This is a genomic window from Brevundimonas sp. CURTG3B2_SDJG (genome assembly GCF_057364705.1).
Genome location: NZ_JBNFOJ010000059.1, coordinates 1 through 12,827, shown reverse-complemented (window position 1 = coordinate 12,827; position 12,827 = coordinate 1). Strand labels below are relative to the sequence as shown.

18 protein-coding genes and 2 pseudogenes are annotated in these 12,827 nt (G+C 69.0%); 9 read left to right on the top strand and 11 right to left on the bottom strand.

All coding sequences use genetic code 11. The annotated features are described in order from the left end of the window. Window positions 1-61: 61 nt before the first annotated feature. The 6 genes and pseudogenes from AC2W7C_RS05965 to AC2W7C_RS05940 all read left to right on the top strand — a co-directional run. A pseudogene (locus AC2W7C_RS05965) lies at window positions 62-304 on the top strand (isoaspartyl peptidase/L-asparaginase); the annotation flags it as partial. Window positions 305-419: 115 nt separating this feature from the next. Then, a pseudogene (locus AC2W7C_RS05960) lies at window positions 420-863 on the top strand (isoaspartyl peptidase/L-asparaginase); the annotation flags it as partial. Further along, window positions 860-1,378: a GNAT family N-acetyltransferase gene (locus tag AC2W7C_RS05955; protein WP_486000619.1), complete on the top strand. Its 519-nt coding sequence runs from the start codon at window positions 860-862 to the stop codon at window positions 1,376-1,378. The pseudogene AC2W7C_RS05960 and the gene AC2W7C_RS05955, both read left to right, overlap by 4 nt. A gap of 21 nt (window positions 1,379-1,399) precedes the next feature. Continuing rightward, a complete protein-coding gene (locus AC2W7C_RS05950) occupies window positions 1,400-1,852 on the top strand; it encodes a hypothetical protein (RefSeq protein WP_486000618.1) in 453 nt (150 codons plus the stop codon). 56 nt (window positions 1,853-1,908) lie between these two features. After that, window positions 1,909-2,145 carry a BolA/IbaG family iron-sulfur metabolism protein gene (locus AC2W7C_RS05945; RefSeq protein WP_486000617.1) on the top strand — a complete coding sequence of 79 codons (237 nt, stop codon included), beginning with the start codon at window positions 1,909-1,911 and terminating at the stop codon, window positions 2,143-2,145. Between the two features lie 4 nt (window positions 2,146-2,149). After that, window positions 2,150-3,073 (top strand): aldo/keto reductase, encoded by a 924-nt coding sequence (locus tag AC2W7C_RS05940; RefSeq protein ID WP_486000616.1) that lies wholly within the window; start codon window positions 2,150-2,152, stop codon window positions 3,071-3,073. 16 nt (window positions 3,074-3,089) lie between these two features. On the opposite strand, the gene AC2W7C_RS05935 is transcribed toward AC2W7C_RS05940, so the two are convergent. Then, window positions 3,090-4,166 carry a flavodoxin family protein gene (locus tag AC2W7C_RS05935; RefSeq protein WP_486000615.1) on the bottom strand — a complete coding sequence of 359 codons (1,077 nt, stop codon included), beginning with the start codon at window positions 4,164-4,166 and terminating at the stop codon, window positions 3,090-3,092. Between the two features lie 134 nt (window positions 4,167-4,300). Between AC2W7C_RS05935 and grxD the strand changes: the two genes are divergently transcribed. Then, window positions 4,301-4,669 (top strand): Grx4 family monothiol glutaredoxin, encoded by a 369-nt coding sequence (gene grxD, locus AC2W7C_RS05930; protein ID WP_486000614.1) that lies wholly within the window; start codon window positions 4,301-4,303, stop codon window positions 4,667-4,669. Continuing rightward, window positions 4,669-5,097, top strand: coding sequence for an acyl-CoA thioesterase (locus tag AC2W7C_RS05925; RefSeq protein ID WP_486000613.1), 429 nt, complete (start codon window positions 4,669-4,671; stop codon window positions 5,095-5,097). Before grxD ends, AC2W7C_RS05925 begins: the two co-directional genes overlap by 1 nt. 4 nt (window positions 5,098-5,101) lie before the next feature. Here AC2W7C_RS05925 and AC2W7C_RS05920 read toward each other — a convergent pair whose 3' ends face one another. The 7 genes from AC2W7C_RS05920 to rpsD form a co-directional block, all read right to left on the bottom strand. Then, the gene (locus AC2W7C_RS05920) at window positions 5,102-5,692 is read right to left on the bottom strand and encodes an energy transducer TonB family protein (RefSeq protein WP_486000612.1); all 591 of its coding nucleotides are present in this window, start codon (window positions 5,690-5,692) and stop codon (window positions 5,102-5,104) included. A 66-nt stretch (window positions 5,693-5,758) separates the two neighbouring features. Beyond that, the gene (locus AC2W7C_RS05915) at window positions 5,759-6,139 is read right to left on the bottom strand and encodes a hypothetical protein (protein WP_486000611.1); all 381 of its coding nucleotides are present in this window, start codon (window positions 6,137-6,139) and stop codon (window positions 5,759-5,761) included. Continuing rightward, window positions 6,139-6,264: a hypothetical protein gene (locus tag AC2W7C_RS05910; protein WP_486000610.1), complete on the bottom strand. Its 126-nt coding sequence runs from the start codon at window positions 6,262-6,264 to the stop codon at window positions 6,139-6,141. Before AC2W7C_RS05910 ends, AC2W7C_RS05915 begins: the two co-directional genes overlap by 1 nt. A gap of 113 nt (window positions 6,265-6,377) precedes the next feature. Next, window positions 6,378-6,755 (bottom strand): hypothetical protein, encoded by a 378-nt coding sequence (locus tag AC2W7C_RS05905; protein ID WP_486000609.1) that lies wholly within the window; start codon window positions 6,753-6,755, stop codon window positions 6,378-6,380. An 89-nt stretch (window positions 6,756-6,844) separates the two neighbouring features. Further along, window positions 6,845-7,114, bottom strand: a complete 270-nt coding sequence (locus AC2W7C_RS05900) for a helix-turn-helix transcriptional regulator (RefSeq protein WP_486000608.1) — start codon at window positions 7,112-7,114, stop codon at window positions 6,845-6,847. Between the two features lie 4 nt (window positions 7,115-7,118). Then, window positions 7,119-7,265 carry a hypothetical protein gene (locus tag AC2W7C_RS05895; protein WP_486000607.1) on the bottom strand — a complete coding sequence of 49 codons (147 nt, stop codon included), beginning with the start codon at window positions 7,263-7,265 and terminating at the stop codon, window positions 7,119-7,121. 283 nt (window positions 7,266-7,548) lie between these two features. Beyond that, window positions 7,549-8,166, bottom strand: coding sequence for a 30S ribosomal protein S4 (gene rpsD / locus AC2W7C_RS05890; RefSeq protein ID WP_486000606.1), 618 nt, complete (start codon window positions 8,164-8,166; stop codon window positions 7,549-7,551). A 204-nt stretch (window positions 8,167-8,370) separates the two neighbouring features. Here rpsD and AC2W7C_RS05885 point away from each other — a divergent pair, with 204 nt between their 5' ends. Then, window positions 8,371-9,525, top strand: a complete 1,155-nt coding sequence (locus AC2W7C_RS05885; protein WP_486000605.1) for a serine hydrolase domain-containing protein — start codon at window positions 8,371-8,373, stop codon at window positions 9,523-9,525. 30 nt (window positions 9,526-9,555) lie between these two features. On the opposite strand, the gene AC2W7C_RS05880 is transcribed toward AC2W7C_RS05885, so the two are convergent. From AC2W7C_RS05880 to AC2W7C_RS05870, 3 genes are all read right to left on the bottom strand, one after another. After that, on the bottom strand, window positions 9,556-11,415 hold the full coding sequence (locus tag AC2W7C_RS05880; protein WP_486000604.1) for a putative bifunctional diguanylate cyclase/phosphodiesterase: 1,860 nt from the start codon (window positions 11,413-11,415) through the stop codon (window positions 9,556-9,558). A gap of 14 nt (window positions 11,416-11,429) precedes the next feature. Continuing rightward, a complete protein-coding gene (locus tag AC2W7C_RS05875) occupies window positions 11,430-11,948 on the bottom strand; it encodes an MHYT domain-containing protein (RefSeq protein WP_486000603.1) in 519 nt (172 codons plus the stop codon). Window positions 11,949-12,133: 185 nt separating this feature from the next. Next, window positions 12,134-12,827 (bottom strand): M23 family metallopeptidase (locus AC2W7C_RS05870; protein WP_486000602.1); only part of this gene is annotated, 694 nt, incomplete at its 5' end.

Genomic DNA, 12,827 nt, shown 5'->3' with positions numbered 1-12,827 from the left:
GGCGTGGAGCGGCGGCTGCGCGGCGGAGACGCGCTGGACATGGTCGAAGCCGGCGGCCGCGCTGGCCGAGGCGGACCCCGCCAACACCTCCGTCGGCCTGGGCGGCTGGCCTGACCGAGACGGCAAGGTGACGCTGGACGCCTGCGTGATGACCTGGGCCGGCGACATCGGCGCGGTCTGCGCGCTGGAGGACGTCAACCACGCCGTCTCGGTCGCCCGCGCCGTCATGGAGAAGACGCCCCACACCATGCTGGTCGGCGAAGGCGCGCGGGCTTTCGCCCTGGAACAGGGCTTCCCGACCGTCGCCATGCCGACGCCGCAGGCCGAGGTCGCCTGGCGCGAATGGCTGAAGACCGCCGACTACGCCCCCCGCATCAACCGCGAGAACACCGACTGGCGCGCCACGCCGGGCGGTCCGGCACCACGACACCATCGGCCTGCTGGCGATCGGCGCCGACGGCCGGATGGCGGGCGCCTGCACCACCTCGGGGCTGGCGTTCAAGATGCGCGGCCGGGTCGGCGACAGCCCCATCATCGGTGCGGGCCTGTATATCGACGACGAGGTCGGCGGCTGCACCGCCACCGGCGTGGGCGAGGACGTGGTCCGGGTCGCCGGCTCGCACGCGGTGGTCGAGGCGATGCGCGCGGGCCTGGACCCGACCGCGGCCTGCCGCCAGGTGATCGAACGGCTGGCCCACCTGCGCGGAACGAAGGTGGCGCGGTCACAGGTCGCCCTCCTGGCGCTGGACAAGCAAGGACGGGCGGGGGCCTTCGCCCTGCAGCCCGGCTTCACCTACGCCGTCACCGACATCGCCGGCCGGACGCGGATCGAACGCGCCGGCGCGCTTTTCGAGGCTTCATGACCACCACCCTGATCACCGACCACCTGACGCTGACGCCCGTCCAGATCTCGGATTTCGAGGACCTGACGGCGCTTTGGGGCGATCCCGCCTTCGCCACCGCGATCTTCCCCGCCGCCTTGTCTTCCGAGGAGGTCTGGTTCCGCCTGCTGCGCGACATCGGTCATTGGGAGGCGCTAGGCTACGGCAATTGGGCCATCCGCGAGACCGCGACCGGCCGCTATGTCGGCAGTGTCGGCGTGCTGGATTATCGCCGGATCATGGAGCCGGCCTTCGACGCGCCCGAGCTGGGCTGGGGCGTCGCGCCGCGCTTCCAGGGCCAGGGCCTGGCGTTCGAGGCCCTGTCGGCCGCCCTGGCCTGGTGCGACGACAGCCTGGCCGCGGCGCGCACGGTCTGCATGATCTCGCCCGGCAACGCCCGTTCGCACGCCCTGGCCCGGCGCGTCGGCTACGTCCCCTACGCCGAGACCGAGTACAAGGGCGCGCCGGTGACCCTGCTGGAGCGCCTCGCCGTCTGATGCGTTGCTTGGGGCATGGCGATGCCCGATTACGACGCCTGGTTCGCGGACTACGCCCGTCTGTACACCGACGCGCTGGAGGGGCGGCTGGATGTCGCCGCCATCCGCGCCCGGTTCACCAAATGCTTCCTGGCCGCCGGGCCCCAAGGGGTGAACTGCGCAAGGAACGGCCTGCTGTTCAGCCTGGTCTTGCGACGCGGCTACGCCTTCTATCGAAGGATCGGCACGCGTCGGATGCGGGTCGTCGGCGTCCAGGCGACCGAACTGTACGAGGGGCACGACAGCGTGCGGGTCTCCTACCAGGCCGACTACACCCGTCCGGACGGCTCGGACCTGACCATTCCGTTCGACATCGTCTACCTGCTTCGGCGCCAGGACGGGCCCAGGATTTTCGCCTTCCTCGCCGGCGACGAGATGGAGCTCTACAGGCGCCACGGGCTGGTCAATGATCGAGGCAAACCGGCCGCCGCGTAGCCTGCCATTAAGGTTTACGGGGCAAGCTGGCCGGACAACCCGGAGTGCGTCCGCCCATGCCCATGCCCGTCGAAGAGCTTCGCAGCCATCTGGTCGAGGCCTTTCCCGACGCCGAGATCGCCATCGACGATCTGGCGGGCGATGGCGACCACTATCGCGCGCGGATCGTCTCGACGGCCTTCGCGGGCATGCCCCGCGTGAAGCAGCACCAGCTCGTCTACGCCGCGCTGAAGGGCAAGATGGGCGGCGAATTGCACGCGCTGGCGCTCGAAACCTCGGCCCCGGGAGCCTGACGCCATGCGTTACCGCCCCTTCGGATACGCGGGCCAGGCCGTCTCGGCCCTGACGCTCAGCCTGGGCGCCCGCGACATCGCCGGCGGCCCCGAGGCCGGGCGCGAACTGATCTATTCGGCGCTTGAGGCCGGCATCAACTCCTACCGGCTGGAGACCGCCGACCCGGTGCTGGCCGAGGTCCTGGGCGAGGCCCTGCGCCACGTGGACCGCAAGCTGGTCCAGATTTCCATCATGCTGGGCGCCGGCGACGGACGCCGCGGCTCGGATCGGGACTTCTCGGCCGAGGGCATGACGGCGGCCATGGACCGGGCCCTGCACGCCTCGGGCCTGGGCTGGTTCGACCTGGCCATCCTGGACGAGCCGGGCGACCACGAATTGCCCCAATCCTCCCTGAACGCGCTGAAGGCGCTCCGGGCCACCGAGCGGGTGCGCCTGCTGGGCGTGTCGGGCGAAGGCGAGGTGATGGACACCTATGTCTCGACCGGCGCCTTCGACGTGCTGGCGACGCCCTATCACGTCAACTCGCCCTGGCAGATCCGCCACCGCCTGCGGATCGCGCGAGAGCAGGACATGGCCATCTTCGTCTACGGCTACTTCCCCGAAAGCCTGGACACGGCGCGCAAAGCCTCGACCGCGCACCAGGAGAAGAAGGGCTTCTTCGGCTTCGGCAAGTCGTCCGGACGGCCCAAGAACGACCCGCTGGCGGGCGCCGGGACGTTCGCCTTCCTGCACCAGACCGCCAACTGGCCGGCCGAGTCGATCTGCCTAGCCTACGCCATGACCGACCCGGCCGTGTCCAGCGTGCTGATCGAGGCCTCCGACGTGGAGCGCCTGAACGCCTTGGCGCTGGTGCCCGATCGCGACATGCCGCCTGGCCTGGCCGCCCAGATCGAAATGGCCCGCATCGCCGGGGCCAAGGCGGCCTGATCCGCCCCTCCCCGCCCTACTTCTGGCGGGGGCTCTCCAGACCCTGGTAGGTCATCTCCAGCCGGCCCGCGCGTCGCGCCCTGACCGCCCGCGCCAATTGCTCGGCGGCGATACGCACCTCGGCCTGCACGTCCTCGTCCCGATCCAGGGCGTCGTGGCTGGTGGCGTACGGCTCCCAGTAACCGATGTAGCGGTCGATCTCGGCGTCGGGGCCCGCGGGCGTGAACTTCATGAACTTCAGCCAGTCCGAGAGCGACCGGCGGACGTTCTCGGCCCCCTCGACGTCCCCATGCACGACCACGGAGAAGATCCGCCCCTGCAGATGGCGCGGATAGGCCCAGCCCTTCAGCTCCTCCGCCTTCGCCTTCCTGGCGTCCTTGCCCTGGGTCAGGGTGGGATCCGGGTTGCCGCCGTCGGCGCAGACCATCCGGTCCATCATCAGCTTCAACGGGCTTGAGACCTGATACCAGTTCACCGGTGTCACTATGAACACGCCGTGCGCCTCCGCCCACATGGGGTAGATGTCGTTCATCCAGTCGTTCACCTGCCCCAGCGAATAGTTGGGGTAGCAGCTGCAGGGCCAGTGGCAGAGCGCCGCCGACGTCGAGAAGCAGGCCTTGCAGGGATGGATCTCGCGCCCGAACTCCGACGCCAGGCGCGACAGGTCCAGGATCCGGGTCTCGATCCCGGCCAGCTTCAGCGCCCGATCGGCGATCTCGACCAGCCGGTAGGATTTGGACATCTCGCCCGGACAGGTGTGCTCGGAGCGGGACGAGCCGTTGATCAGCAGAACCTGCAGCGGGCCCTCGGGGTCCAGGAACCGCGCCTGAGCCGCCTCGATCATCGCCTTGGCGTTGAGCCAATCAATCGCCAGGTCGTAGTCCGGGTCGGCGTAGCCGGGGCCGGCCTTGCGGGTCACGGGCGACTTCCGACCTTCGGAATAGGCTTCCCATGCGACGTCGGCGATCCTTTCCAGCTCCGCCCGCAGCGGCGTGAAGGCCGGGTCGGCGAACCGGCTCAGATAGCGCGCCCGGAAGTCGGCCCGGTTCAATTTGGGAGACGGCGTCCCCTTGCGCGGTTCCGGCGTTTGCATTCGGCTCCTTCCGCCCGGCGGGCCTTCCGTCGAACAACGTCAGGTCCGGCGCCCCGTTCCGGCGCGGCGACCGGCGCCCTTGACCGCCGCCTCGCCGGTCCCTAGCTGACGGCCTGAACCGAAAGGCCCTCCCCGTGACCGACCAAGCCGTCGCCGACCCCGTCCACGCCTTCATCGCCGATACGGTGAAGCAGCATGACGTCGTGCTGTTCATGAAGGGTACGCCCGACGCGCCGCGTTGCGGTTTCTCCTCGCTGGCCGTGCAGATCCTGGATCACATCGGCGCGCCGTTCGTCGGCGTGGACGTCCTTCAGGACGAGGCCCTGCGCGAGGGCATCAAGGCCTTCACCGACTGGCCGACCATCCCGCAGCTGTACGTGAAGGGCGAGTTCGTCGGCGGCTCGGACATCGTGCGCGAGATGTTCAACGCGGGCGAGCTTCAGACCCTGATGGCCGACAAGGGCGTACCCCTTGGCTCGGAGTCGGGCGACCTCGACGCCTGATGCCGCGCGCCCAGCTGGAGCCGCGCGCGGACCGCGAGATTTTCGAGCTTCCCCTCGAGGTCCGGCCCGAGCACATCGACGAGAACGGCCACGTCAACAACGTGGTCTACGTCGGCTGGCTGCAGGATGCCGGCACGGCCCACTGGAACGCCCGCTTCGACGCCGAGACGCGCGCCAAATGGTCGTGGGTCGGCACCCGGCACGAGATCGACTACTTCCGCCCCCTGATGCCCGATGCGACGGGCGTGAAGGCCCGCACCTGGGTCGGGGATCCCCAGGGGCCCCGCTTCAACCGCTACGTCCGCATCGAAGACGCCGACGGCAAGCTGTGCGCCCAAGGCGTGACCGAATGGGTGCTTGTCGACGCCAAGAGCATGCGTCCCGCCCGCATTCCCGCAGAGATGTTGCCGGCCTTCGAGCGGCGCTGATCGCCTATCCGCGCCGCGCCCATTCGCCCAGCATGGGGAAATAAGGCCGGTCCGGCTCGCGTTCGCAGGCCTCGACGATCTGAGGAAACTCCGCCTCGAAGCGGTCCCATTGCCGGCCCTGGGCGCGGGCGGCCTCCCGGTTCGGCGTGTCCGGCAGGCCCGCGACCAGCAGAAGGCCACGCGAGATGTTGAAGATCTCAGCCTCCTTCAGCGGCCGCTCGGGCCAGGCCTGCTGGAACCAGCGCACCTGCCGCGCCATGCCGGCGCAGGTCACGGCCTCGTCGGCGGCGCTGAATTCGACCTTCGCACGGTAGCGCGTGACCTGTGACGGCGCCCGAAAGCCGGCCCCCTCCAGCAGCCGGACCGCCTCGGCGTCCAGCAGGTCCGACCGCGACGATTCCACGACCGTCGCGGCGCCCTTGCTTCCGTCCGGCTGGACCGTGATCTCCAGAACGACCGAGCCGGTGTGGCCGGCCGCGACCCCCGCCTCGCTGCGCGCCTCGAGCCTCTGCCGCAACTCGACCAGAGGCGGGTCCGAGGACGTGGCGACGGCCGGATCCTGTCCGACCAGCAAGGCGAGCAGCAGTGACAGCATTGAACCCTCCCCAGGCCGAACCAGTTTCGCCGGAAGGCGCGATGGATTCAACCTTGGGGACAGGCCTCAGAGCCGCGTCGGATTGACCAGGCGCGCCTCTGTCCCAGGCTCCAGGCCCAGTTCGGACAGCGACCAGCTGACCTCCACGCCGTCGGGGACCAGCGCCTTGCACAGGTCGGCGTCGGTGCGGCGAAGCGCGATCTCGGTCCGGCCGTCGCTGGCCGGGGCCAGGTCGACGGCGAAGTCCGCCGCGTCGGTGCAGCCGTTGGAGTCCACCCGCACGACCAGCCGGCCGTCCGCGATCCGGGCGCCGCGCACCGCTTCCAGCGACGGCGGGGCCTGGTCGCTGAAGCGGACGACGACGTCCTTCTCGCCGCCTTCGTTCGCATAGATCACGCAGCCCGACAGCACGGGCGCGGCCAGGGCGGCGGCGATCAGGACCCGCATCACTCGGCGGCGTCCGGCGCCTGATGAATGACGCGGGTGGTCGGCTTCTCGGTGGCCACGATGATGCAGCCGCCCAGCGAGGGCGCCGCGATGATGAGGGCGAGAGCGAGAGCGATACGACGCATGAGGAAGTCCCCTTCCGGACGATGAGAGTGCGCTTCCGTGTTTCGAAGCTTGGCCTTATCTGCCGTCTCTCAGGCTGAATGGCACGTGAACAATCGGACAGCTGCGGACCGTCTCAACTCGGCGGCATCTGGTAGGGGTTCTCGACCGACACCCGGGCCCCGGGGGCCAGGCCCAGCTCGCGGAACGACCAGCGCACCTCGATCCCCTCGGGCCGCGCTCCGTCGCAGCGATCCTCCTTGAGGCGGCGCAGGGTGATGACCGAGGTGTCGCCGCTGCGGCGCACCACGGGGTTCAGGTCCGCCTTGCGGGTGCAGCCGTTCGAACTGACCCAGAACACCGCCTGGTCCTGGGCGATGGCCGCGGCGTGGATGGGTTCGATCTGGCCTTCGGCCACCGCCGTCTGATCGCCGGGCGCGAGGCTGCTCAGCAAGGCGCACCCCGACAGGGCGGGGAACAGCGCCAGCGAGGCGAGCATGACCGACGATCGCATCCGGGCCTCCCGCCTGAATCCTGAACCCGCGGATTGTGCGCGTGTTCGTTCCGTAAGGGAACCGGGCGTTCGCCCTTATGGCCTGCTCGTCAGCTCGGGTGCGCGGACCGGGAGGCCGGCGGACCGCTGATGCGCAGAGGCGCCGCCGCCTCAAAGGCCCGCAGATCCTCCGGATCGCTGCGATAGGGCCCCAATCCCGCCGCATAGGCCGCCAGGGCCAGCAACAGCAGGCCAGACGGTTCGACGCGCCCCTGCTCAATCTCGATGATGGCGTGCCGGCCGACGCCCAGAGCCTCGCCCAGCGCGGCCTGACTCAGCCCGTGACGGAACCGGAACGCCCTGAAGTCGGCGGCCCCCATGGGGTCACGCCTCGACCCCGACGGGCCGCAAGGTGATCACCCGTTCTTCGCCCCGGAAGACATGGGCCGCGACCCCGCTGGCGTGCTGGGCCAGCAGATGGCGGGCCTCGTCGGCGGCGGCCTTCGGACTGTCTGCGGCCAGAGGCTCCATGTGCGGAACGCTGAGAATGTCTGATTCAATGAAACAAAAGTAGGTCACGGACTCCTCCCGAACCGACCAGGCGGGAGTATGCGGCGTGCGCTACCGATCTCTTCCAGCCGCGGACGCCCGTTGTTTACGGCCCGCGATGAGTGAACCCTGCGCCCTTTCCTCAAGCAAAGATAGACCGCTACCGTACACAACGGCGTGTCGCTCGTTAAAACCCTGCAAAGCCAAGAAAAAGGTCCCGGATTTCTCCGGGACCTTTCCAGCTTCGCTGTCGTCGGCGTCGCGATTACGACGAATAGTATTCGACGACCAGGTTCGGCTCCATCTTCACCGGGAACGGCACGTCGGCCAGTTCCGGGACGCGGACGTAGCGGACCGAGAAGCCGCGGTCGCCGATCTCCAGATAGTCCGGCACGTCGCGTTCCGACGACTGCTGGGCTTCCAGGACCAGGGCCATGTTGCGGCTCTTTTCCTTGACCTCGATCACCTGGCCCGGCTTCACGCGGTACGAGCCGATGTCGACCTTCTTGCCGTCGACGGTCACGTGGCCGTGGCTGACGAACTGGCGGGCGGCCCAGACGGTCGGGACGAACTTGGCGCGGTAGACGATGGCGTCCAGGCGCGATTCCAGCAGGCCGATCAGGTTTTCCGAGCTGTTGCCCTTGCGGCGCGTGGCTTCGGCGTAGATCGACGAGAATTGCTTCTCGGTGATGTTGCCGTAGTAGCCCTTCAGCTTCTGCTTGGCCTTCAGCTGCAGGCCGAAGTCAGAGACCTTGGACTTGCGGCGCTGGCCGTGCTGACCAGGGCCGTAGGAACGCTTGTTCACCGGGGACTTCGAACGGCCCCACAGGTTTTCACCCATGGCCCGGTCGAGCTTGTACTTGGCGCTATGGCGCTTGGACATAAGTCACTCTCTATGTTGATGCGGCCCGGTCTCTCCCGGATTGGAGAGACGATCCCAACGGCGGTCCACGCATCGTCCGTCATGAAACACGCCTCCGACCGAGGCCGGGTGCGTGAAGGCGGGGCTTATGCACATGGACGTAGTTTAAGTCAACGCCGGGCGGGTTTCGTGGTGGGATGCGAACGACCCAGGAGAGGATTTCCGATGACGGCTCCGCGAGCGACCGCCCTGGCCCTGACGGCCTTGTTCATGACAGGGGCTCCAGCCCTGGCGGAGGTTCCCGACGGGCCCGCGATCGACGCGGCCGTCGCCCGGCTGATGCAGCAGACCCATGCGCGCGGCCTGGCCGTCGCTGTCGTCGACGAAGGCCGCGTCGCCTACGTCCAGGCCTATGGCGAGCGCGACGCCTCGGGCCGCCGCCTGACGCCCGACACCATCATGTACGGCGCCTCCCTGACCAAGACCGTCTTCGCCTATTCGGTGCTTCAGCTGATCGACCAGGGGGTGGTGGACTTGGACCGGCCCGTCGCGGAGATCCTGCCCGACCTTCCCTCGATGTACGACGAGCACATCGCCGACTACTGGTCCGACTGGCGCGGCCTGGCCGACGATCCCCGCTGGCGGAGGATCACCCCGCGCGTCAGCCTGACCCACTCGACCGGCTTCTCCAACTTCTACTGGGACGAGCCGGACCAGCGCCTGCGCATTCATTTCGATCCCGGCACGCGCTACGCCTATTCCGGCGATGGCCTGATCCTGATCCAGTTCATGGTCGAGAAGGGGCTGGGCCGCGACTATGGCCGGATCCTGCAGACCGGCGTGTTCGATCCCTTGGGAATGACCAACACCAGCCTGAAGTGGCGCCCGGACTTCGCGGCGAACCTCGCGGACGGTTGGAAGGCGGACGGGTCGCCCGAGCCCCACGACGAGCGCAGCAAGGTCCGCGTCGCAGGCTCGATGGATACCACCATCACGGACATGGGCCGGTTCGCCGCCGCCCTGATCCGCGGCGAAGGGCTGAGCGCCGCCTCCCGGGCCGAAATGGTCCGCCCGCAGTTGCCGATCACCACCGCCAGCCAGTTCCCGACGCTGCAGGACGAACTGCCGGCCGACCAGCGTCGTCCCGACCTGCAGGCCGGTCTGGGCGTGGTGACCTTCACCGGGCCGCAGGGCCAGGGCTTCTTCAAGGGCGGCCACAACGACTCGACCGGCAACACCATGGTCTGTCTGGAACAGGGCCGGCGCTGCATCGTGATCCTGTCCAACGACGTCCGCGCCGAGCCGGGTTTCGCCGACCTGGTTCGCGCCGTCCTGGGCCAGGCGGGCGTGCCCTACGACTGGGAGTACGGCCGCGACTAGGTCCTCCTCATCCGTTCACCCCGGCGGCCCTTACCCCGCCAGCGCCGCCCGTTCCGGTTCCGCGAGGTCGTTCCCGCCGTCCGGCGCGATGATCAGGGCGTCTATGGCGGTGCCGTTCTGGCTGTCGCGCTCGGGCCGGCCCAGCAGATAGCCCTGGGCTTCGTTGCAGCCTTGCTCGCGCAGGAACTGCAGCTGGCCGCTGGTCTCGACCCCCTCGGCCAGCACCGGGATGTCCAGGCTTTCGCCCAGGGCCAGCACGGCGCGGATGATGGCGCGCGACTGCGGACTGGCGTCCACCTCGGACATGAACGACCGGTCCAGCTTGATCTTGTCGAAGGGGAAGGCCCTGAGCGTCGACAGCGACGAATAGCCGGTGCCGAAATCGTCCATGGCGATCGACACGCCCAGGAGCTTCAGCTGGCGCAGGACATGGGTGGTCCGGTTCAGGTCCGAGATCATCGCCGTCTCGGTGATCTCCAGCTCCAGCCGGCTGGGCGACAGCCCGGTCTCGACCAGGATCTGGTGCACCAACCTCGGCAGGTCCGTGTGCGACAGCTGCACCGGCGACAGGTTCACCGCGATCTTGTGGGGCTCCGGCCAGCCGGCCGCCTCGGCGCAGGCCTTGCGCAGCACCCACTCGCCGATCTGCAGGATCAGGCCGGTCTCCTCGGCGATCGGGATGAACTCGGACGGCGAGATGAAGCTTCCGTCCGGCTGGCGCCAGCGCAGCAGCGCCTCGAAGCCCGTCACCTTGCCCGTCTCCAGCGAGGCCTGGACCTGGTAGTGCAGCTCGAACCGATCCGCGTCCATGGCCTCGCGCAGGCCCTGGGTGATCCGGCGCCGCTCGCGCACGGCCTCGTCCATCGCGCCCTCGTAGAAGCAGATGTCGTCGGTCAGCGAGGCCTTGGCGCGATACATCGCCAGGTCGGCGTCATTGATCAGCACCGAGGCTTCGGCGGCGTCGTCGGGCCATACGGCGATGCCGATGCTGGCGCCGCATTGCAGCTCGGCGTGCTCGGCTTCCACCGGCGTCAGGACGGCGTTGCGCAGGCGCTCGGCCGCGTCGAAGGCCTGGACCCGATCCTCGATCGGCACGATGGCCACGAACTCGTCGCCGCCCAGGCGCGCCACGAACTCGCCCTCGTGGGTCGCCTCCTTCATCTGGCCCGCGACGTGGACCAGCAGCTGATCTCCGACCGCGTGGCCGTACAGGTCGTTGACCTCCTTGAACCGGTCCAGGTCGATGGCCAGCAGGGCGAAGCTCTGACCCGGTTCGGCGACGGCGATCTGGCGGTTCAGCTTCTCCAGGAACGAGGCGCGGTTCGGCAGGCCGGTCAGGCTGTCGTTGCGGGCCAGGTGGGCGATGCGGCGCTCCTGCGCCAGGCGGGCGCGCAGGTCGCGCACCGCGAAGACGCGGAAATGACCCTGGCCGTCCTCGCGTCGCTCCTCGCGCACCGCGACCTCGACCGGAATGGCCTGGCCGTCGCAGGCCTTCAGTTCGCTCTGGATCAGGATCCCGCCATGCATGTCCTGGGCCTGATCGATCCAGGCGCCGACCGCGGTGCCCGTCAGGGCCTCGGCCGGGGCGCCGCACAGGTCGGCGAAGGCGGCGTTGGCGATCACGATGCCGCCCTCGCCTTCGACCAGCATGCCGTCGACGCTGCCTTCGATCAGCTGGTTCAGGCGCTTCTGGGCCAGGCGACGGGTCTGCTCCTCCAGCGCATGGCTGGCCATGGCGACGCTCAGGATCAGGAAGGCCACGGCCGCGACGCCGGCGGCCATCAGGCCGCGCGCGGTCTCGCCCGTCGCGGCGCCCTCCAGCGGCGCGAGCGGCTGCACGACCAGCGCGCCCATGGCGGTGAAGTGAAGGGCGACGATGGTCAGCACCATCAGTCCAGGCGCGATCAGCGCCGCGCGCCCTGCAGGCCGCGCCGGGCCTGAACGAAGGTCAGCCCGCCGCCGACCATGGCGGCGATCACCGAGGCGGCGACGTAGGGAATGGACCAGGTCACGAAGGCCTCAGCCGTGAAGGCGGCCATGCCGGTGTAGTGCATGGCGGTCACCGCCAGGCCGAACAGCACTCCGCCCAGCACGCCCGCGCCACGCATGGGCAGCGACCCGGCGGACAGGGCCGCCGCGCAGCCGACCATGGCGACCAGCAACGACAAGCCGGTCAGCAACGGTTCGTAGGTGGTCTCCGCGCCGGGCTGATAGGCCAGCATGGCGACGAAATGGGTGCACCAGATCGTGGCGCCGCCTGCGATGGCGGCCATGAAGCCCCAGGACAGCCGCGCGCCGCGTGCGCCGGTGCGCAGCTTCTCGTACAGGCGGACCGTGATGAACGATCCCAGGACGCAGATCAGCGCCGCCAGCCCGACCATGAAAAGATTATGTTCGCCGATGAGGCAGGAGAGGATGCGCATCGCGACCGCCGCAGAGAAGAAAAGCGACCCTGCATTACCGCACAGCTATAATCTTCCACCTAACACTTAAGCTTAACTTCGATTCACGAACGCACACCTACTAGTCGCGATACAGAATAGAATACAACCATCGCATGCATGACTAGTAGAAGTACGCAATCGAGTTCGACAACCTCAGTCGAACATCACCACAACGTTGTGCGGGGAAACGCCGGGCTCTCGGGCGCGGGCGCGGCGTCCCAGGGTCCGCCCCGGCCGAACGCCTCGATGGAGGCGTAACGCCCGAGCGTGCGGTAACCCGACAGCAGATAGGGCAGCCCCTCGGCGGTCAGCGGCTCGACCCCGTCGCTGACGTGGAAATGCAGGTGCGGACCCGACGCCTGCCCGGTGAAGCCCAGGGCCCCGATCACCTGTCCGCGCCGCACCCGGTCACCCGGCCGGACACGCAGGCCGGGGCTCAGGTGCTCGTAGAATGCATAACGCCCTTCGCCGATGTCGAGGACGACGTAGTTGCCCGCGGCGTCGCGCAAGGTCGACGGACCGCCGCCGTCCAGGTCGGCCGGATCCGGAGCCCCGTCGCGGGTCCGAACTACCGTCGCGTCCGCCACCGCCAGGACCTCGGCCCCGTAGGAGAAGTCGGCGGTCAGAGCCTTGTCGTCCGCCCGCCTAGTGGCGCCGGCCTGGTCGACCCGGATCCAGTCCACGGCGAAGCGGCCCGGCACCCGCGCCGGCCGTCGACGGCATAGGCGACACGGCGGTGCCCCGCGCTCCATCTCGGGCTGATAGACCGCCACCCACGGCCCGCCTCGCAGCGGCGGACCCAGCACCGGCAGGGGGCGCGCCTCGACGGCGATCTCCGCCGTTGTTGGACCACCGTCG

Excerpts from the sequence above, each read along its gene's own strand:
- AC2W7C_RS05910 (WP_486000610.1), bottom strand. The coding sequence starts at position 6,264 with ATGCGTCGTATCGCTCTCGCTCTCGCCCTCATCATCGCGGCGCCCTCG.
- AC2W7C_RS05945 (WP_486000617.1), top strand. The coding sequence starts at position 1,909 with ATGCCCATGCCCGTCGAAGAGCTTCGCAGCCATCTGGTCGAGGCCTTT.
- AC2W7C_RS05940 (WP_486000616.1), top strand. The coding sequence starts at position 2,150 with ATGCGTTACCGCCCCTTCGGATACGCGGGCCAGGCCGTCTCGGCCCTG.
- AC2W7C_RS05915 (WP_486000611.1), bottom strand. The coding sequence starts at position 6,139 with ATGCGGGTCCTGATCGCCGCCGCCCTGGCCGCGCCCGTGCTGTCGGGC.
- AC2W7C_RS05935 (WP_486000615.1), bottom strand. The coding sequence starts at position 4,166 with ATGCAAACGCCGGAACCGCGCAAGGGGACGCCGTCTCCCAAATTGAAC.
- AC2W7C_RS05955 (WP_486000619.1), top strand. The coding sequence starts at position 860 with ATGACCACCACCCTGATCACCGACCACCTGACGCTGACGCCCGTCCAG.
- AC2W7C_RS05900 (WP_486000608.1), bottom strand. The coding sequence starts at position 7,114 with ATGGGGGCCGCCGACTTCAGGGCGTTCCGGTTCCGTCACGGGCTGAGT.
- AC2W7C_RS05885 (WP_486000605.1), top strand. The coding sequence starts at position 8,371 with ATGACGGCTCCGCGAGCGACCGCCCTGGCCCTGACGGCCTTGTTCATG.
- AC2W7C_RS05875 (WP_486000603.1), bottom strand. The coding sequence starts at position 11,948 with ATGCGCATCCTCTCCTGCCTCATCGGCGAACATAATCTTTTCATGGTC.
- AC2W7C_RS05895 (WP_486000607.1), bottom strand. The coding sequence starts at position 7,265 with ATGGAGCCTCTGGCCGCAGACAGTCCGAAGGCCGCCGCCGACGAGGCC.
- AC2W7C_RS05925 (WP_486000613.1), top strand. The coding sequence starts at position 4,669 with ATGCCGCGCGCCCAGCTGGAGCCGCGCGCGGACCGCGAGATTTTCGAG.
- AC2W7C_RS05920 (WP_486000612.1), bottom strand. The coding sequence starts at position 5,692 with ATGCTGTCACTGCTGCTCGCCTTGCTGGTCGGACAGGATCCGGCCGTC.
- AC2W7C_RS05950 (WP_486000618.1), top strand. The coding sequence starts at position 1,400 with ATGCCCGATTACGACGCCTGGTTCGCGGACTACGCCCGTCTGTACACC.
- AC2W7C_RS05905 (WP_486000609.1), bottom strand. The coding sequence starts at position 6,755 with ATGCGATCGTCGGTCATGCTCGCCTCGCTGGCGCTGTTCCCCGCCCTG.
- rpsD (WP_486000606.1), bottom strand. The coding sequence starts at position 8,166 with ATGTCCAAGCGCCATAGCGCCAAGTACAAGCTCGACCGGGCCATGGGT.
- AC2W7C_RS05880 (WP_486000604.1), bottom strand. The coding sequence starts at position 11,415 with ATGGTGCTGACCATCGTCGCCCTTCACTTCACCGCCATGGGCGCGCTG.